General features: G+C 71.1%; 14 protein-coding genes and 1 pseudogene. 12 read left to right on the forward strand and 3 right to left on the reverse strand.

The window, feature by feature from the left end:
* The first annotated feature begins 150 nt into the window (after positions 1-150).
* On the forward strand, positions 151-2,436 hold the full coding sequence (locus ACFVT5_RS12965) for an RICIN domain-containing protein (protein WP_389885416.1): 2,286 nt from the start codon (positions 151-153) through the stop codon (positions 2,434-2,436).
* Between the two features lie 123 nt (positions 2,437-2,559).
* Here ACFVT5_RS12965 and ACFVT5_RS12970 read toward each other — a convergent pair whose 3' ends face one another.
* A complete protein-coding gene (locus tag ACFVT5_RS12970) occupies positions 2,560-3,912 on the reverse strand; it encodes a glycoside hydrolase family 18 protein (RefSeq protein ID WP_389885419.1) in 1,353 nt (450 codons plus the stop codon).
* 222 nt (positions 3,913-4,134) lie between these two features.
* Between ACFVT5_RS12970 and ACFVT5_RS12975 the strand changes: the two genes are divergently transcribed.
* Genes ACFVT5_RS12975 through ACFVT5_RS12990 form a run of 4 tightly spaced genes read left to right on the forward strand, consistent with a single transcriptional unit; the run spans position 4,135 to position 9,132 of the window.
* On the forward strand, positions 4,135-5,811 hold the full coding sequence (locus ACFVT5_RS12975; RefSeq protein WP_389885421.1) for an FAD-dependent oxidoreductase: 1,677 nt from the start codon (positions 4,135-4,137) through the stop codon (positions 5,809-5,811).
* Positions 5,808-7,322 carry an ATP-binding protein gene (locus ACFVT5_RS12980; protein WP_389885424.1) on the forward strand — a complete coding sequence of 505 codons (1,515 nt, stop codon included), beginning with the start codon at positions 5,808-5,810 and terminating at the stop codon, positions 7,320-7,322. Before ACFVT5_RS12975 ends, ACFVT5_RS12980 begins: the two co-directional genes overlap by 4 nt.
* Positions 7,323-7,370: 48 nt before the next feature.
* A complete protein-coding gene (locus ACFVT5_RS12985) occupies positions 7,371-7,721 on the forward strand; it encodes a UBP-type zinc finger domain-containing protein (protein ID WP_389885427.1) in 351 nt (116 codons plus the stop codon).
* A gap of 46 nt (positions 7,722-7,767) precedes the next feature.
* Complete coding sequence (locus tag ACFVT5_RS12990; RefSeq protein ID WP_389885430.1) at positions 7,768-9,132, forward strand: NAD(P)/FAD-dependent oxidoreductase; 1,365 nt, start codon at positions 7,768-7,770, stop codon at positions 9,130-9,132.
* A 46-nt stretch (positions 9,133-9,178) separates the two neighbouring features.
* On the opposite strand, the gene ACFVT5_RS12995 is transcribed toward ACFVT5_RS12990, so the two are convergent.
* Both ACFVT5_RS12995 and ACFVT5_RS13000 read right to left on the reverse strand, forming a co-directional pair.
* Complete coding sequence (locus ACFVT5_RS12995; protein ID WP_389885433.1) at positions 9,179-9,553, reverse strand: nuclear transport factor 2 family protein; 375 nt, start codon at positions 9,551-9,553, stop codon at positions 9,179-9,181.
* 179 nt (positions 9,554-9,732) lie between these two features.
* The gene (locus ACFVT5_RS13000; RefSeq protein WP_389885436.1) at positions 9,733-10,266 is read right to left on the reverse strand and encodes a cupin domain-containing protein; all 534 of its coding nucleotides are present in this window, start codon (positions 10,264-10,266) and stop codon (positions 9,733-9,735) included.
* A 234-nt stretch (positions 10,267-10,500) separates the two neighbouring features.
* Here ACFVT5_RS13000 and ACFVT5_RS13005 point away from each other — a divergent pair, with 234 nt between their 5' ends.
* The 7 genes and pseudogenes from ACFVT5_RS13005 (at position 10,501) to ACFVT5_RS13035 (ending at position 18,373) form a co-directional block, all read left to right on the forward strand.
* On the forward strand, positions 10,501-10,923 hold the full coding sequence (locus tag ACFVT5_RS13005) for an RrF2 family transcriptional regulator (RefSeq protein WP_389886633.1): 423 nt from the start codon (positions 10,501-10,503) through the stop codon (positions 10,921-10,923).
* Positions 10,920-11,864, forward strand: a complete 945-nt coding sequence (locus ACFVT5_RS13010) for a DsbA family protein (protein ID WP_389885438.1) — start codon at positions 10,920-10,922, stop codon at positions 11,862-11,864. Before ACFVT5_RS13005 ends, ACFVT5_RS13010 begins: the two co-directional genes overlap by 4 nt.
* A 586-nt stretch (positions 11,865-12,450) precedes the next feature.
* Positions 12,451-14,037, forward strand: coding sequence for an ABC transporter substrate-binding protein (locus ACFVT5_RS13015; protein ID WP_389885441.1), 1,587 nt, complete (start codon positions 12,451-12,453; stop codon positions 14,035-14,037).
* The gene (locus ACFVT5_RS13020) at positions 14,034-15,107 is read left to right on the forward strand and encodes an ABC transporter permease (protein ID WP_389885444.1); all 1,074 of its coding nucleotides are present in this window, start codon (positions 14,034-14,036) and stop codon (positions 15,105-15,107) included. The genes ACFVT5_RS13015 and ACFVT5_RS13020 overlap by 4 nt, the downstream gene beginning before the upstream one ends.
* Positions 15,104-16,177, forward strand: coding sequence for an ABC transporter permease (locus ACFVT5_RS13025; protein WP_389885446.1), 1,074 nt, complete (start codon positions 15,104-15,106; stop codon positions 16,175-16,177). The genes ACFVT5_RS13020 and ACFVT5_RS13025 overlap by 4 nt, the downstream gene beginning before the upstream one ends.
* Positions 16,178-16,199: 22 nt before the next feature.
* Positions 16,200-17,222 (forward strand): annotated as a pseudogene (locus tag ACFVT5_RS13030) (ABC transporter ATP-binding protein); the annotation flags it as partial.
* Between the two features lie 62 nt (positions 17,223-17,284).
* A complete protein-coding gene (locus ACFVT5_RS13035; RefSeq protein ID WP_389885449.1) occupies positions 17,285-18,373 on the forward strand; it encodes an ABC transporter ATP-binding protein in 1,089 nt (362 codons plus the stop codon).
* Positions 18,374-18,379 lie beyond the last annotated feature (6 nt).

An 18,379-nucleotide genomic window follows, 5' to 3' on the forward strand; every position in this document is an offset into this window, starting at 1 on the left:
TGGTACGCACCATCTTGACGTGTGCATGTGACCGCCCCTAGCTTCACGGCTTGAGATAAGTATTGGCGGATGCGGCCCCGCACCGGACCCGCGCGTCCACCGCTCCTGACTTGGCCCCCCACGCCGCCCCGCGCGGCACAGGAGACACAGATGACACGTTCCGGACCGGCGTTCCCCGCCGAACGCCGTCGCACCAGCCGTCGCACCAGCCGTCTCATCCGGCGACTTCACCCCGATGGCCCACGGCGGCGCGGTGCGGCACTCGCCGCCGTGGGCGCCCTGTGCGTCTCCCTGCTGTCCGCGGTCACCGCTGCCCCGGCGGCCCAGGCCGCCACCTCGGCCGCCGCCCTGCCCACCGGCTGGGCCACCGTCGCCGCCAAACACAGCGGCAAATGCGTGGACGCGGCAGCGGCAGGCACCGCGGACGGCACCGCCGTCCAGCAGTACGCGTGCAACGCGTCGACGGCCCAGCAGTGGCAGTTCGTGCCCACCAGCGGCGGATACGTCCGCGTCAACAACCGCAACGACACCGCGAAGGCGTGGGACGTCACCGGCGTGTCCGCGGCCGACGCGGCGCCGATCCAGCTGTGGACGTACTCCGGCGGGAACAACCAGCAGTGGCTGCCGGTCGAGGAGGCCGGGGGAACCTTCCACTTCGTCAACCGCAACAGCGGCAAGTGCCTGGACGTGCCGGGCGCGTCGACCGCTGACGGAGCGCGGATGCAGCAGTACACCTGCAACGGCAGCGCGGCCCAGTCCTTCAGCCTCGGCTCCGCCGACGGCCCGTCGAACCCGCCCGGCACCCCGGACCTCGGTCCCAATGTGTCCGTGTTCGACCCGTCGATGTCGTCCGCGACAATCCAGAGCCGCCTCAACCAGGTCTTCGGCCAGCAGGAGACCAACCAGTTCGGCGCGCAGCGCTACGCACTCCTGTTCAAGCCCGGCAGCTACAACGTGGACGCCAACGTCGGCTTCTACACCCAGGTCGCCGGCCTTGGACTGTCACCCGACGACGTGACCATCAACGGCGCCGTGCACGCGGAGGCCGACTGGTTCCAGGGCAACGCCACACAGAACTTCTGGCGTTCGGCCGAGAACCTGTCCGTCACACCCGCCGGCGGCAGCGACCGCTGGGCGGTCTCCCAGGCGGCGCCGTACCGGCGGATGCATGTGCGTGGGAATCTGCAACTGGACGACGGCGGCTGGTCCAGCGGCGGCTTCATGGCCGACTCGAAGGTCGACGGCCAGGTGCGCTCCGGCTCGCAGCAGCAGTGGCTCTCCCGCAACAGCCAGTGGGGCAGCTGGACCGGATCCAACTGGAACATGGTCTTCGTCGGTGACGTCAACGCCCCCGCGAACACCTTCCCCAACCCGCCCTACACCACGGTCGCACAGTCCCCGGTGACCCGCGAGAAGCCGTTCCTGTACGTGGACAGCGCCGGTGCCTACAAGGTGTTCGTGCCCTCGCTGCGGACCAACACCCAGGGCACCACCTGGGCCAACGGCACCCCGGCAGGGTCCTCGCTGCCGATCGCCGACTTCTACATCGTGAAGCCGGGCGCGACCGCGACGGACATCAACGGGGCGCTCGCGCAGGGCAAGAACCTCCTGTTCACGCCCGGCGTCTACCACCTCAACCAGACGTTGAACGTCAACCGAGCGGACACCGTCGTCCTCGGTCTCGGTCTCGCGACGCTGATCCCGGACAACGGCATCACCGCGATGAACGTCGCCGACGTGGACGGTGTGAAGATCGCCGGGCTGCTGATTGACGCCGGAACGACCAACTCGGAGACCCTGATGAACGTCGGCCCGTCCGGGTCGAGTGCCCGGCACACCGCCAACCCGACCTCGCTGCACGACGTGTTCTTCCGCATCGGCGGCGCCGGCGTCGGCAAGGCCACGCAGAGCCTGGTGATCAACAGCTCGGACGTGATCGGTGACCACATGTGGCTGTGGCGCGCGGATCACGGCAGCGGTGTCGGCTGGACCAGCAACACCGCCGCGACCGGGCTCGTCGTCAACGGCACCGACGTCACCGCGTACGGGCTGTTCGTGGAGCACTATCAGCAGCATCAGGTCATCTGGAACGGCAACGGCGGGCGCACGTACTTCTTCCAGAACGAGATGCCCTACGACCCGCCCAACCAGGCCGCGTGGATGAACGGTTCCACACGCGGCTACGACGCCTACAAGGTGTCCCCGAACGTGACCAGTCATGAGGCGTGGGGTCTGGGCAGTTACTGCTACTTCAACGTCAATCCGGGCGTGGTCGCCGATCGCGCGATCGAGGCGCCGAATGTCTCGGGGGTCCGTTTCCACAGCATGGTCACGGTCTCCCTCGGCGGCACCGGCACCATCAGCCATGTCATCAACAACACCGGAGGACCGTCCAACTCGTCCAGCAACGTGGCCAATCTGGTCTCGTACCCCTGACCGAACCCCCTGAACGACCGAACCCCCTGAACGACCGGGCCGCCGGACGGCGGCACCGGGCGGGACGGCCCGGTGGGACACGTGGTCCTGTCCCACCGGGCGCCCGCCGGTCCGGTCGGCGGGTCAGCGGCCCCCGAGGCCCCGGTCGACGGCGCGCACCAGCTCACCGTCGGCGGTGTCCCCGTCCAGGGACCAGAACATCGCCCCGCCGAGCCGGTTCTCGCGCACATAGCGGGACTTGGTGCTCAGGACCTGCGGATCGTCGTACGTCCACAGCGTCGTACCGTCGAACAGCCACGCGTGACCGTTGCGACGGTCGCGGTGGACCTCGAAGGTGCCCGCGTCGGCGAGCTTCTTCAGGGCCTTGTAGTCCTCGTAGCCGGACTGCCAGGTCGCGGGTGCCGGGGCCGCCGCGGGCTGGTGGAGCCCGTCGCCGCCGCCCGTCACACCGGTCCAGCCCTGACCGTAGAACGGCATCCCGACGACCAGCTTGCGGGCCGGCGCGCCGCGGCGCAGCCAGTCGCCGACGGTCTGGTCCACGCTGAAGTCGTTCCGGGCGTAGAGCGCCGACTGCTGGTTCGTGGTGGCCTCGCCCGAGACATGGAAGTCGTAGCCCTGGAGATTGACGAAGTCCAGGTCCCGCATGATCTTGCGGACCTCGAATCCGGCGTCGATCTTCGCCGGGGCCGTCGGCACGAACGCCGACAGTTCGTAATGCTTCTTCCCGCGCGGGGATGTCGCGCGCTGCGACTTCGCGTACGCGTCCATCTGGGTGCGGAACTCCCGTACCAGCGCCGTGAAGTTCTTCTTGTCCTCCGGCCGGTACACGGTGTCCGTGTCGCCCGCCGAGCCCGGCCACTCCCAGTCGAGGTCGATGCCGTCGAACACGCCCGCCGCGGCACCGGGACCGCCCCGGGCGCCGTCGACCGGCAGATTGCCCTTGAGGTAGAGGTCGATGCACGAGGACACGAACGCCTTGCGGGACGCGGGGGTGCGGACCGCGTCGGAGAAGTGGGTGGACCAGCTCCAGCCGCCGAGCGAGATCATCACCTTCAGGCCGGGGTGCTTGGCCTTGAGTTCCTTGAGCTGGTTGAAGTTGCCCGCCAGCGCCTGGGTGTCTGTGTCGGCGACGCCGTCCACCGAGTTCTCGGCGTCGAGCGGCCGGGCGTAGTCCGCCCAGGCGTCGGCCTCGCCCGGCACATTGCCGGTGAAGCACTTGCCGTCGGAACTCACGTTCCCGAAGGCGTAGTTGATGTGGGTGAGCCGCTCGGCCGCACCGCTCTTGTCGAGGTCCTGGACCTGGAAGTCCCGTCCGTAGACGCCCCATTGGGTGAAGTAGCCGACCCGCTTGTACTCGGGGGACGGTGCGTGGGAGGTGCGGGAGTCGGCCGATGCGGGTGCCATGGCCAGGAGGGAAACCGGAAGAGACGCGGCGCAGGTGGCGACAGCCAGCCTGACGAGGATTCTTCGACGCATGCCGGGAAACTATTGGTCTGGACCAGGGCGGTCAAGGGGGCGGTGCCCGGAGCGCACCGGGAACGGGCTCCAGGACCGCACCGGAAAAGGGGCATCAGGACCGAACCGGCGTTCCGGAGCGAATCGGGGCGATCGAACATACGATGGGGCGTGCAGTGATGCCACGGCCGGTACCCGGCGAGGCGCCGGGCGCGGCACTGATCGACTCCGGGTGGGAGACGTATGCCAGAGGCTGTCGACGCGACACGGACCGTCATCCTCACCGTGGACGACGACCCCGGTGTGTCGCGGGCCGTGGCCCGAGATCTGCGACGCCGCTACGGCGCGTCGTACCGCATCGTGCGGGCCGAGTCCGGCGAGTCGGCGCTCGACGCGCTGCGCGAGCTGAAACTCCGCGGCGACCTGGTGGCCGTGATCCTCGCTGACTACCGGATGCCGCAGATGAACGGCATCGAGTTCCTGGAAGAGGCCCTGGACGTGTACCCGGCCGCGCGCCGCGTCCTGCTTACCGCCTACGCGGACACCAATGCCGCCATCGACGCGATCAACGTGGTCGACCTCGACCACTACCTCCTCAAGCCCTGGGACCCGCCCGAAGAGAAGCTCTACCCGGTCCTCGACGACCTCCTGGAGACCTGGCGGGCCGCCGACCACCGCACGGTGCCCACCACCAAGGTCGTCGGCCACCGCTGGTCGGCGCGCTCGTCGGACGTCCGCGAGTTCCTGGCCCGCAACCAGGTCCCGTACCGCTGGTACTCCTCCGACGAACCCGAGGGGCAGCGGCTGCTCACCGCGGCCGAGGAGGACGGGCTAAGGCTGCCGCTGGTGATCACCTCGGACGGCACGGTCCTCGTGGAGCCCGCCGATCAGGACCTCGCCGCCCACGTCGGCCTCGCGACGACACCCGCCGCCGACTTCTACGACCTCGTCGTCATCGGCGCCGGACCCGCAGGACTCGGCGCCGCCGTGTACGGCGCGTCGGAGGGCCTGCGGACCGTGGTCGTGGAGCGCTCCGCGACCGGCGGCCAGGCCGGTCAGAGTTCCCGGATCGAGAACTACCTCGGCTTCCCCGACGGCGTCTCCGGCGCACAGCTCACCGACCGGGCCCGACGGCAGGCGGCGAAGTTCGGCGCCGAGATGCTCACCGCGCGCGAGGTCACCGGACTGGAGGTCAGCGGCTCCGCGCGGACCGTCCAGTTCTCCGACGGGACCGCGATCGCCGCGCACAGCGTCATCCTCGCCACCGGCGTGTCGTACCGGCAGCTCGACGCGCCCGGCATCGGCGACCTCACCGGCTGCGGCGTGTACTACGGCTCCTCGCTCACCGAGGCCGTCGCCTGCCAGGGGCACGACGTGTACATCGTCGGCGGCGCCAACTCGGCCGGGCAGGCGGCGATGTACCTCGCCCGGGGCGCCAAGTCGGTCACCCTTCTGGTCCGCGGTGAATCCTTGTCGCACTCGATGTCGCACTACCTGGTCGAGCAGGTCATGGACGCCCCCACCATCACCGTGCGCACCGGCACGGTCGTCGAGGCCGCGCACGGCAGCGACCATCTGGAGCAGCTCACCCTCCGCGACACGGCCTCCGGGCACACCGAACTCGTCGACGCCCAGTGGATGTTCGTGTTCATCGGCGCCGCACCGCTCACCGACTGGCTCGACGGCACCGTCCTGCGGGACCCGCGCGGCTTCATCATCGCCGGGCCCGATCTCGCCGCCGACGGCGAACGGCCGCCCGGCTGGGAACTCGACCGCGCGCCCTACCACTTGGAGACCAATGTGCCCGGCGTGTTCGTCGCGGGTGACGCGCGCGCCGAGTCCGCCAAGCGTGTCGCGTCCGCGGTGGGCGAGGGCGCGATGGCGGTCATGCTCGTCCACCGCTATCTGGAGCAGTCATGAGCGGGCAGCCTGCCGTGTGCGACCAGGAGGAACTGAGTTCGCTGTTCCTCTTCGAGAAACTCTCGCCGGAGCAGTTGGCACGGCTCTGCCACGAGGGCCGCGTCGAGTGGTACGACACCGGCCCGGTCTACGCCGAGGGTGAGCAGGCCACCTGCTTCTACGTCCTCCTCGAAGGCACCGTCGTGATGTCCCGCCGGGTCGGCGCCGACGACATCGAGGTCACGCGCACCTCCAGCCCCGGCGTGTACGCGGGCGCCTTCCAGTCCTACCTCGGCGACCGGGTGCCGCAGCGGTACAACAGCTCGTTGCGCGTGACCGAGCCCTCGCGGTTCTTCGTGCTGGGCGCCGACTGCTTCGCCGCGATCATGCGCGAGTGGTTCCCGATGGCCGTACACCTGCTGGAAGGGCTCTTCTTCGGCACCCGGTCGACGCAGCGGGCCGTGGGACAGCGGGAGCGGCTGCTCGCCCTCGGCTCCCTGTCCGCCGGGCTGACGCACGAGCTGAACAACCCGGCAGCCGCGGCCGTACGGGCCACCTCGGCGCTGCGCGAACGGGTCGCCGGCATGCGGCACAAGCTCGGCGCGATCGCCGCGGGCCCGTACCAGCGGGGCAGCCTGGAAACCCTCATCGAGGTGCAGGAGCGCACCGCGGACCTGGTCGCCAAGGCCACCGCTCTCAGCCCGCTGGAGGCCGCCGACCGGGAGGACGCGCTCGGGGACTGGCTGGAGGACCACGGCATCACCGGCGGCTGGCAGCTCGCGCCGACCTTCGTCCAGGCCGGACTCGACACCGACTGGCTTGACCGGGTCGCCGCCGACGTGGACGAGGGCACCCTCGAAGGCGCCGTGCGCTGGCTGAACTACACCGTCGAGACCGAACTCCTGATGAACGAGATCGAGGACTCGGCCACCCGCATCTCCCATCTCGTCAACGCGGCCAAGCAGTACTCGCAGCTCGACCGCGCCCCCTACCAGGTCGCCGACGTGCACGAACTCCTCGACAGCACCCTGCTGATGCTCTCCGCGAAGATCGGCCCCCGCATCACCGTCGTCAAGGACTACGACCGCACCCTGCCGAAGATCCCGGCCTACCCGAGCGAGCTGAACCAGGTCTGGACGAACCTGATCGACAACGCGGTCGCGGCGATGAGCGGTGCCCCCACCGGTCCGGGCGCCGCCGCCGACACCGCCTCCGCGCCTGAGTCCGACGGCACCCTCACCGTCCGTACCGCGCTGGACGGCGACCGGCTGCTCGTCGAGTTCGGCGACACCGGACCCGGGGTGCCCGACGAGATCCGCGACCGTATCTTCGACCCGTTCTTCACCACGAAACCGGTCGGCGAGGGAACGGGCCTCGGCCTGGACATCTCCTGGCGCATCGTCGTCAACAAACACCACGGCGACCTCGAAGTGCGGTCCGCCCCCGGCGACACCCGCTTCCGGGTCCACCTGCCGCTGACCCCACCGGAACCCGAGACCCAGCCGGAGCCGCCGGACCTCTCGGCGGAGTGAACGACATCTCACCGGAGTGAACACGGCCACCGTCCACCGGGAGTGATCATGAGCACCGTCAACGGAATCGACCCGTCCGTCCCGCCGTCGGGAGCGGGCTGCGCCGAATGCGAGGCCGGCGGCGGCTGGTGGTTCCATCTGCGCCGCTGCGCGCAGTGCGGCCACATCGGCTGCTGCGACAGCTCACCCGCGCAGCACGCCACGAGCCACGCCCGCGCCAGCGGGCACCCGATCATGCGCAGCTACGAACCGGGCGAAAGCTGGTTCTGGAGCTACGACGGGAACGAGATGTACGAGTCGGGTCCCGAGCTGGCCCCGCCCGAGAGCCACCCGGCCGACCAGCCCGTTCCTGGCCCCGCCGACCGCGTCCCCGCGAACTGGTCCGACCTGCTGCACTGACCCCACAGGCGTCGGCGGACGAATGGCCCAGGAAGGGACGGACACCGTGGCTCGACCCAGGATTCTCGTGGTGGGCGCCGGCTTCGCCGGGGTGGAATGCGTCATGCGCCTGGAGCGGAAACTCGCCCCCGGCGAGGCGGACATCACCCTGGTCACGCCCTACTCGTACCAGCTCTATATGCCCCTGTTGCCCCAGGTGGCGGCGGGTGTCCTCACCCCGCAGTGCATCGCCGTGTCGCTGCGCCGCAGCGGCAAGCACCGCACCCGCATCATCCCGGGCGGCGCCGTCGGCGTGGACCTCAAGGCGAAGATCTGCGTCATCCGCACGATCACCGGCGAGATCGTCGACGAGCCCTACGACCGCATCGTGCTGGCCCCCGGCAGTGTCACCCGCACCTTCGACATCCCCGGCCTGAACGAGCACGCCCGGGGCCTGAAGACCCTCGCCGAGGCGGCCTACATCCGCGACCACGTGATCGCGCAGCTCGACATCGCCGACGCCAGCCACGACGAGGACGAGCGGGTGTCGAGGCTCCAGTTCGTCGTGGTCGGCGGCGGCTACGCGGGCACCGAGACCGCCGCGTCCCTTCAGCGCGTCACCACCAACGCGCTCAAGCGCTATCCGCGCCTGGACCCGCGACAGATCAAGTGGCACCTCATCGACATCGCCCCCAAACTGATGCCGGAACTCGGCGACAAGCTCGGCGCCGTCGCCCTCGGCATCCTGCGCCGGCGCGGCATCGAGGTCTCCCTCGGGGTGTCAATCGCGGAGGCCGGTGCCGACAAGGTGACCTTCACCGACGGGCGCGTCATACCGTGCCGGACCCTGATCTGGACGGCGGGCGTCGTCGCGAGCCCTCTGGTCCACACCTTCGACGCCGAGACGGTGCACGGCCGGCTGGTCGTCGGCGCCGACATGGTCCTGCCCGGCGCCGACGGCGTCTTCGCACTCGGCGACGCGGGAGCCGTGCCCGACCTGGAGAAGGGCGGTGACGCGGTCTGCCCGCCGACCGCGCAGCACGCCATGCGCCAGGGCCGGACGGTCGCCGACAACGTCATCGCCACGCTGCGCGACCAGCCGACCCGGCCCTATGAGCACCGGGACCTCGGGCTCGTCGTGGACCTCGGCGGCAGGGACGCCGTGTCCCGGCCGCTCGGCGTCGAACTGCACGGGGTGCCCGCCCAGGCCGTCGCCCGCGGCTACCACTGGTCGGCGCTGCGCACCAATGTCGCCAAGACGCGCGTGCTGACCAACTGGATACTCAACGCCGTCGCGGGCGACGATTTCGTCCGGATGGGCTTCCAGTCCCAGCAGCCGGCGACCCTGCGCGACTTCGAGTACACGGACACCTATCTGACCCCGGAAGAGGTCCGGGAACACACCGCGACGATGCGGGCCATCAGATCCTGAGACGGATCCTTGAGGCGCCCACCCCCGTGGGGCGCCCGACGCCCTGTCACGCGGTGGGCACCCGGTCCAGGAAGCCGAGCACCGAACGGATCCGGCCGTCCTCGGCCAGCGTGATCACGTCGAACCCCGCGACGGGGGCCGAGCCGTCGGCCGGATCGACCAGTTCCCAGCCGAAGCGGGCGAGGTCGTGATGCCCGTCGACCGCGCCCAGCGGACGGAAGATGAAACCGGGGAACTGCTGGTGCGCGCCGTTGATGACCGCGGCGACCTGGTCCAGCCCCGCGACATCGGCCAGCGGGTCGGTGTAGGAGCCGTCCTCGGTCCACGCGACGGCGACGGCCTTGCCCACGGCGTCGGGGGACGTGGCGTTCCAGGCGTCGAAGTAGCGGGCGACGGCGGTCTCGTAACGGTTCTCGGACATGGTGCATCGGCCTTTCGTCGGCACGGCTGGGAAGTCCGGTCCTCCGGGAGCCGTGCTCCCGGGGTCCCGGTGACCGCAACGATGCCGGGTGGTGCGGAAAGGGTCGATTACGTCGCAGGTAATGACGCGGGTGATGACGGAGCGGGTGATGACGGCGCAGGTGGTGACGGCCGGGCCGGTCAGCTCTCGGGCGGCTGCTCGCCGAGCACGTACAGCTCGGGCAGGTTGACCACGATCGCCTCCTGCGTGCTGCGGGCGATCACCACGACGGCCTCCTCGTCGGCGCTCGGGTTCTCCTCGCGGTGCGGGACGTACGGCGGGACGAAGATGTAGTCACCGGGCGCGGTGCGGATACGGACCTCCTCGGGTGTGCCGGCGGAGTCGTCGAGGAACACGAACTCCGGGTGGCCCTTCACCACATGGATCGCCGTCTCGGACTTCCCGTGGTGATGGTTGGACGAGGCGGTCTCCGGGGCGACATGGGTCTGGCCCATCCAGATCCGCTCGGAGCCGACCGTGCGCCCGCTGATCGCGGCGAACCGCCGCATGCCGCCGGTCTGCGCGGTGTCGCCGTCGAGCGCGTCCGCCCGAATGTGGTGCAGCCGTGCCCGGAGCGGGAGTTGGCTTTCCGCGGGGTCGCGGGGGCCGTCCGGCAGATCGGGGTGGAAGGCGTCCCGGTCCGGTTCGGACGAGGGCGGGGTGTGCGGGGCCATGGGCATCCTGCTCGTCGGAAGGTCGGGGGTGGAGATCGGGGGTGGAGATCGAGGGCTGGAAATGGGGGGATGGAAATCGAGAGGTGCGAAGGGGCGTACGCAAGATCCTGACGCCGACGGTAGAGAGCGCGGCGAATGGATGTCAAGATGTGTCCATTACGCCTGGGCTGGCCCTTTGCCGTCCTCGGGCGGAGACACACGGCCGTGGACGGACCCTTCGGGAAGACGGTGCACATGCAGATCTCGGCAAAGGCGGACTACGCGGTACGGGCCCTCGTGGAGCTGGCCGCGGACAGCGGGCGGCCCTTGACCTGTGAGGGCATAGCCTCCGCTCAGGAGATCCCGTTCCGCTTCCTCAAGTCGGTGTTCCGCGACCTCCGTTCGGCCGGTCTGGTGCGCAGCCAGCGCGGCTGCGAGGGCGGCTACTGGATCGGCCGTGACGCTGGATCCATCACGGTCGCCGAGGTCATGACCGCCGTCGACGGCGAGTTCTTCACGGTACGCGGCGAACGCCCCGGCACCCTGGACTACCCGGGCGCCGCGCACGGCGTCGCGGAGCTGTGGCGGTCCGTCGAGTCGGCTGCCGAGACCCGGCTCGCGCGCACCACCATCGGGGACCTCGCGTCCCGCCAGGGCTCCGCGGCCCTCCCGGTATGAGCACGTCCGCGCGGCAGCCCCGCCCGACCGTCACCGGAGGGTCCGTCCCGCCCGCCGGGCACCGACTCCCACTCCGCGTAACGGAGTTCACCGATCCCGCCTGCCCCTGGGCCTGGGGCGCCGAACCCGTCTTCCGGCTGCTCCGGCACAGCTGGGACCCGTACGTCCGCTGGCGCCGCGTCTTCGGCATCCTCTTCGACGAGAACGACGACCCGGCGCCCGACCCGGACGCCGAGGCCCGCTGGTACGAGGGCTTCGTCCGGGGTGTCGCCGAGCACACCCGCGCTCCGTACGCGCCCCGGTTGCACCGGCTGACCCGGACGAGCTGGCCCGCGTCCCTCGCCGCCAAGTCCGCGCAGGCGCAGGGCGGCGAGGTTGCCGAGCGGGTCCTGCGGCGGCTGCGCGAGACGACGTTCGTGCTCGGCACCCCGGCGGACACCCCGGCCGGTGTCGAGGACGCCCTGCGCGGTCTCCCCGGCCTCGACCTGCCCCGACTGCTCACCGCCCTTGACTCCACCGAGGCACGCGCCGCCGTCCGGGCCGACTGGGCGGAGACCCGCGCACCCCTGCCCGACGTCCTCGACCTGGAGGGGCCGGGGCCGCACCCGGGACGCGCCAAGGAAGTGGGGGACGGATACCGGTACGCCCTCCCGACCCTGCTCTTCGAGGGGCCGGGTGGCCGGAAATGCGTCCCCGGATGGCAGCCGCTCGATGCGTACGCCGAGGCCGCCGACGCGGTGGCGGGCGGCCCGCTGCCGCGCCCAGGACGTCTCGCGCCCGAGGCGGCCCTGACCCGGTGGCAGACGCTCACCGGCCCCGAACTGGCGCTCCTCACCGGCGAGTTCACGCCGCCCGCCGACGCCGTACGCGTCGAGACCGGCAACGGGCCCCTGTGGCTGCACCCCGAGGAGGCCCGCCACCACCCCGCCACCCGCGCCTGACGCCGTCCCGCACCTGGTGCCGCCGTGTTCCGTAAACACGCAGGTCGTCGGGGTCTCGATGAATGAGACACCAAGAGGTGTCCATTGACAGGGCGGTGCCGGGCCGTGAGGATACGGGACATGCATTCGATGCACCCCGGCGTGGTCTGCCGCTACGTGGACTATCGGCGCACTTCCAGCGCACTCTGTCGCTGACCCGCCTCCTGCGGAGTCCCGGCGCCAATGCCCGGCGCCCTGAGGGCCCCGGCACCCGGTAACCCCTCGCGCACGGTCGCGAACGCCGCCCTGGCGAACGCCGCCCCGGCGAACGCCGCCCATGCGTGCGGCGCCCGTTCACCCTCCTGAGCGCCCGCCCCGGCCTGTCCGCACGTCGTCGCGGATGGCCGGAAGCAGTGCTCCCGTACGCCGGAACCCCCGCCGATCCGCCGATCCGCCCTGCCTGCCGATCCGCCCTGTTCGCCCCCCCGTCTTGTCGTCACTTCCTTCGCCCGCGCCACCGTCGACCGGGCGTCCCAACGGCCCTGCCCGCGCTCCCGTGTGCCCGCACACCCGGGTGCGGCGGCCCGGCCGAGAAAGGTGCGCACCCATGCCGAAGTCCCTCACCACGTCCACCGCCACGCCGACCGTCACGGCCCCGACGCCCCCCGTCACCTCCGCACTCGGCCGGAGATCGTTCCTCGGTCTCTCGCTCGGCGTGGGCGCCGCCTTCGCCCTCACCGCCTGCGGCTCCACCTCCACCTCGGCCGCCGGAACGGGTCAGGGCACACTCAAATGGGGCTGGGCCCTGCCGACTTCCTGGGATCCGGTCACCTCGTCCGCCGGCTGGGACGTACACGCCCTGTCCCTCGTCTACGCGGGCCTGACCAAGCTCGACCCCAAGGGTGAGGCAGTACCGGCCCTGGCCAAGTCCTGGACGTACAACACCGAAGGCACCACCGTCACCTTCACGCTCCGCACCGGCCTGAAGTTCAGCGACGGGACGGCACTCGACGCGACCGCCGTGAAGAAGAGCATCGAGCGGGGCCGCGACGACGAGAAGTCGCTGATCGCGGCGCAGCTCACCGGAGTGCGGAAGGTGACGGCGCTCGACGCGCACACCGTCGAACTCCGGCTCGCCGAACCCGACTTCCAGTTGCCCGCCCTCTTCGCGGGCAAGACCGGCATGATCGTCAACCCGAAGGTGTTCGAGGCCGACGCGGCGGGCCTCGCCACCAAACCGGCGGGCGCCGGCCCGTACACCCTTGTCTCCTATGTGCAGAACTCGAAGGCCGTCCTGCGCCACAACGCCTCCTACTGGGACGCCGGGCAGATCAAGGTGCCGAACTTCGAGCTGTACCCGCTGCCCGAGCCGTCGACCGTCGTCGCCTCCCTCAAGTCGGGTCAGTACGACGTCGCCCAGATACCCGGCAGCCAGGTCAAGGCCGCCAAGGCGGCGGGACTTGAGGTACAGGTCATCCCCTCGATGGTCGTCGCCGTCCTCGATGTCCACATCGGCCGCGAGCCGTTCACCGACCCCGACGTCGCCCTCGCGCTGAAGTACGCCATCGACCGCGAAGAACTCCTCAAAACAGCCTCGTTCGGGTACGGCGAGGTCACCCGCCAGCCCTTCCCGAAGGGTTACGCCGGTCACGACGACGCCCTGGACACCCTGTTCCCCTACGACCCGGAGAAGGCCAAGGAGTTGCTGGCCAAGGCGGGCCACGCCGACGGGCTGAAGATCACGCTCTCCGCGCAGAAGGGCGAAGGCGTCCCGGAACTCGTCCAGGCACAGCTCAAGAAGGTCGGCATCACCGCCACCATCGAGACCATCCCCGCCGACCAGGCCACCCAGATCGTGTACATCCAGCGAGCCAAGGCCCTCTACGTCGACCAGTTCGCCGGACGCGACGCCGCGACGCAGGCGTTCCAGGTGCTCTTCGGCAAGGAAGGGCTGATGAACCCGGGGCGGACCTCACCGCCCGAACTGGAGGCCGCGCTCGACGTCGTCCGCCGCACCCCGCTCGACTCGCCCCGGTACCCCGAGGTGCTCCAGAAGGCGACCGGTATCGCCGTACGCACCATGCCGAACGTCTTCCTCTACACCGTGCCGCGCATCCTGGCCCGCAACCCCAAGGTCTCCGAGATCCCCGCGTATACGGTCGTCCAGCGGTTCGAGGGGGTCTCCGTCTCATGAGCACCGCCACCGGTCCGCGGGCCGCCCCCGAGACGAAGGAGCGGCGATCTGTCCGGCGACCGCTGAGCCGGCTCGCTGCCGCGCCCCGCTCCTTCGGACGGGTCGCCGCGGTCACCGTCACCGTGTTCCTCCTGGCGTCCCTGCTGACCTTCGCGCTGGGCGCGCTCTCCGACGCCAACCCGGCCGCCGCCGTACTCGGCGACCTCGCGACCCCGGCTGACATCGCCCGGATGGAGGCGCAGTTCGGCCTCGACCGGTCCCTGCCCGTGCAGTACCTGACCTGGCTCGGCAACGCCGTCACCGGCGACCTGGGCGTCTCCTGGTTCACTGGGGTCCCGGTCGCCGACAGCATCGCGCAGGCCCTGCCCGTCGACCTGTCCATCGCGGGCCTCGCCCTGCTGCTCGCGGTGCTCATCGGCGGCGGCGCGGGCATCGCCGCCGCCCTCGACAACGGCGGCCTGATCGACCGGACCGTGACCCTCGTCTGCTCCGTCCTCGCGACCCTGCCGCCCTTCCTCATCGGCATCGTCCTCATCGTCGTCTTCGCGGTGCAGTTCGGCGCCCTGCCCACCGGCGGCTACCAGCCGATCGGCGCGGGTGTGGGGGAGTGGCTGCGGTACGCGATCCTGCCCGCCTTCGCGCTGAGCCTCGACGCCGCCGCCTCGATCGCCCGGCAACTGCGCACCTCACTCGTCGGCGCGCTGCGCGAGAACTATGTGACCGGCGCCGAGATGCGCGGATTCTCCGCCCGGCGCGTCCTGTTCGGACACGTCCTGCGCAACGCGGCGGGACCCGCGCTCACCGTCCTCGGTGTCAGCGTCCCGGTCATCCTCGGCGGCGCCGTCGTCACCGAGAAGATCTTCAACCTTCCCGGTATCGCCCAACTCTCCCTCCAGGCAGCCGAACAGCACGACATCCCCGTCATCCAGGGCACGCTGCTCGTCACCGTCGTGGTCGTGCTGGTCGCGAACATCGCCGTCAACGCGGCGCTCGCCGCGCTCAATCCGGCGGCCCGCCGCACCCGGGGCGGGCGCGGGACCGGCGACGCGGGTCAAGGAGCCGCCGTATGAGGGCTCTTCGCCGCACCTGGCGGCTGCGCACGGCGCGTCTCGCGCTGGCCGTTCTCGCCCTCGTCGCGTTCCTCGCCGTGGCGGGCGCCGCCGTCGCCCCCGACGACCCGCTCGCCCAGCACCCGGCCGACATGCTCCAAGGTCCGGGCGCCCAGCACCTGTTGGGCACCGACTACCTCGGCCGTGATGTCCTGAGCCGGCTGCTCGCCGGGACCGGACCCTCACTCGTCGGCGCCCTGGAGTCCGTCGGCGCCGCGATGGTCATCGGCATCGTCCCCGGGCTCGCGTCCGTCTGGCTCGGCCGGACCGTCGAATGGACCACGCAACGGGCCGCCGACACCTTGATGATCATGCCGTTCACCGTCTTCGCCATCGCCGTCGTCGGCGCCCTCGGCAACGGTATGCACCAGGCGATGCTCGCCCTCGGCGTCCTCTTCGCGCCCCTCTACTTCCGGGTCACCCGCGCGGCGGCCCTCGGCCTCAAGCAGGCGCAGTACGTGGAGGCGGCGGAACTGATGGGCGCCTCCCGGTGGTGGATCCTGCGCACTCATGTCTGGGGCAAGGTCCTGCCGACCATCGCCGTCACCACCGCCCAGACGGTCGGTCAGGCCCTGCTCGTGGTCTCCTCGCTGACCTTCCTCGGCCTCGGGGTACAGCCGCCCGCACCGACCTGGGGCGGCATGCTCGCCTCCGACCTGGGCTATCTCGCCCAGCAGCCCTGGGCACCACTGATTCCCGGCATCGCGATCATGATCACGGTCGGCGCCCTCAACCTGCTCGCCGACGCGATACGGGACGGCGGCGCACCGGTCGCGGGAGAGGTCGCGGCGGTCTCGGGCGGCGCGGGGGAGCCGAGCGGATCCGGGGAGCCGGTACTCGTCACAGCGGCCGTACCGGAGGTTGTACGGGAGGCGGCCGACGCCACACCCGATGCCGACCGCGCAACCGATGCCGATGCCGATGCCGATGCCGATCGCGATTCCGATTCCGGTGCTCGACAGCGCCGCCCCGCCGCTCCGGCATCCACCGCACCCGAAGAGGAGGCCGAAGGCCGTGTCGCGACCGTCTGAACACCCGGGCGCGGAAGCCCAGTTGGCCGGCCACTCGGGCCTGGACGCCCCGCCCGTTCTCACCGTCGACGCGCTCGACGTCACGATCGGCGACAGCGTACGGTCCGTGCGTGCGGTCCGCGATGTGTCACTGCGGCTCGCGCGCGGTGAATCGGTCGGCCTGGTCGGCGAGTCGGGCAGCGGCAAGAGCCTGACCTGCCGTTCGGTGCTCGGCGTCCTGCCGCCCGGCTGCCGTGTCACCGCCGGAACTGTCACCCTCACCGACGGAACCGACAAGGTCGAAGGAACCGCCGCCGCCGAACCCGTCGAGCTGACCGCGCTCACCCGCAAGGAATGGAACACCGTACGCGGCAGCCGGGTCGGCGCGGTCTTCCAGGACCCGGCCTCGTATCTGAACCCTTCCCTCACCGTGGGGCGCCAGCTTGCCGAGCAACTGCGCGTGGGCCGGGGCCTGTCGAGGTCCGCGGCACACTCCCGCGCCGTCGAACTGTTCGCCGCCGTCGGACTGCGTGACCCCGCCGAGGTGTACCACCAGTACCCGCACGAACTCTCCGGCGGCATGCTCCAGCGCGTCCTCATCGCCATCGCCGTCTCCTGCGAGCCCGAACTGCTCATCGCGGACGAGGCGACGACCGCGCTCGACGTCGTCGTCCAGGCGGAGATCCTCGACCTACTGCGGACCCTCCGTGAGGAGCGGGGGCTCGCGCTGCTGCTCGTCACGCACGACCTCGCCGTGGTCGCCGAGAGCTGCGACCGGGTCGTCGTGATGTACGCGGGCGAGATCGTCGAGGACGGACCGACCGCCGACGTCCTGGCCGACCCCGCCCACCCCTACACCGAGGCCCTGCTGAGGGTGGCGTCCATCGGGGACTGGGACCGCCGCGACCTGGACATCATTCCCGGCCGGCCGCCCGAGACCGGCGCCGACCTCCCCGGCTGCCGCTTCGCCGACCGCTGCGCCTACGCCAGCGCCGCCTGCACCGAGGGCCCGGTCGCCCTGCACACCCGCGCGAACGGCCGCCGCGCCCGCTGCCTGCGCCTGACCGATGTCGTCGGCGCACTCCCGGTGTCCGGCACGTCCGTCACGGAAGCGCGAGGAGCCACCGTATGAGCCACGCCCCCGTCACCGACGCGCGTACCGAACCGGGTACGCGGACCGAACCGTCGCCGGCGCTCCTGGAGATCAGTGGGCTGAGTGTGTCGTACGGGCGCCGGGCCACCGCTCGCCGTTCGGCGGGCCGGACCCGGGTGCTCGCCGATGTGGATCTGACCGTGCGGGCGGGCGAGATCGTCGGGATCATCGGCGAGACCGGGTCCGGCAAGACCACCCTGGCCCGCGCCGCCGTCGGACTGGTCCGCGCCGACACCGGCAGCGTCCGCTTCGACGGCCGCGACCTCACCGGGCTGCGCCGCCGCGACCTGCGGACGTTCCGGCGCTCGGGCAGCGTGCAGTACATGTTCCAGGACCCGCTGCGGTCGCAGGACCCGGATCTGACGGTACGTCGTATCGTGGCCGAGCCGCTCGCCGCCGTCGGTGCCCTGAGCCGGTCGGAGCGGCACGACCGGGCCGACGAGGCACTCGCTCTGGTGGGTCTGGACGCCGCCGCGCTCGGGTCCCGTACCCCCGGGCAGATATCCGGCGGGCAGCGCCAGCGGGTCTCGCTGGCCCGCGCGGTCGTCACCCGGCCCCGGCTGCTGCTGAGCGACGAACCCGTCAGCGCCCTGGACGCCTCCAACCGCAATCTCGTCCTCGGCCTTCTGGACCGGCTGCGCAGCGAACTGGGCCTCGCCGTCGTCGTCATCTCGCACGACCTCAGCTCGCTCGCCGGCATCGCCGACCGGGTCGCCGTCCTCTACCGGGGCAGGCTCGTGGAACAGGGCCCGACCAGGGCGGTGCTCGGCCGCCCCCGGCACCCGTACACCGCACTGCTCACGGCCTCGGCGCCCAGCGTCCGTCATGAACACCGGCTGCCGCTCGGGCAGTTGAGGGTCTCGGCGGAGCGTGCGCCCTGGCCTGCGGACGTGGGGTGCGTGTTCGCGCCGCGCTGCCGGTTCGCCGACCCGGAGTGCCGTGACACCCCGCGTGGTGCGGCAGCCGACATCGAGGGCGCCGATACCGCCGGCGGAGAGGACGCCGGCACCGCGCACACCGTCGCCTGCCACCACGCCGGCACCTGGCGCGACCGCGTCGAGTGACCCCGG

The organism is Streptomyces sp. NPDC058001, from assembly GCF_042886315.1.
GTDB lineage: Bacteria > Actinomycetota > Actinomycetes > Streptomycetales > Streptomycetaceae > Streptomyces.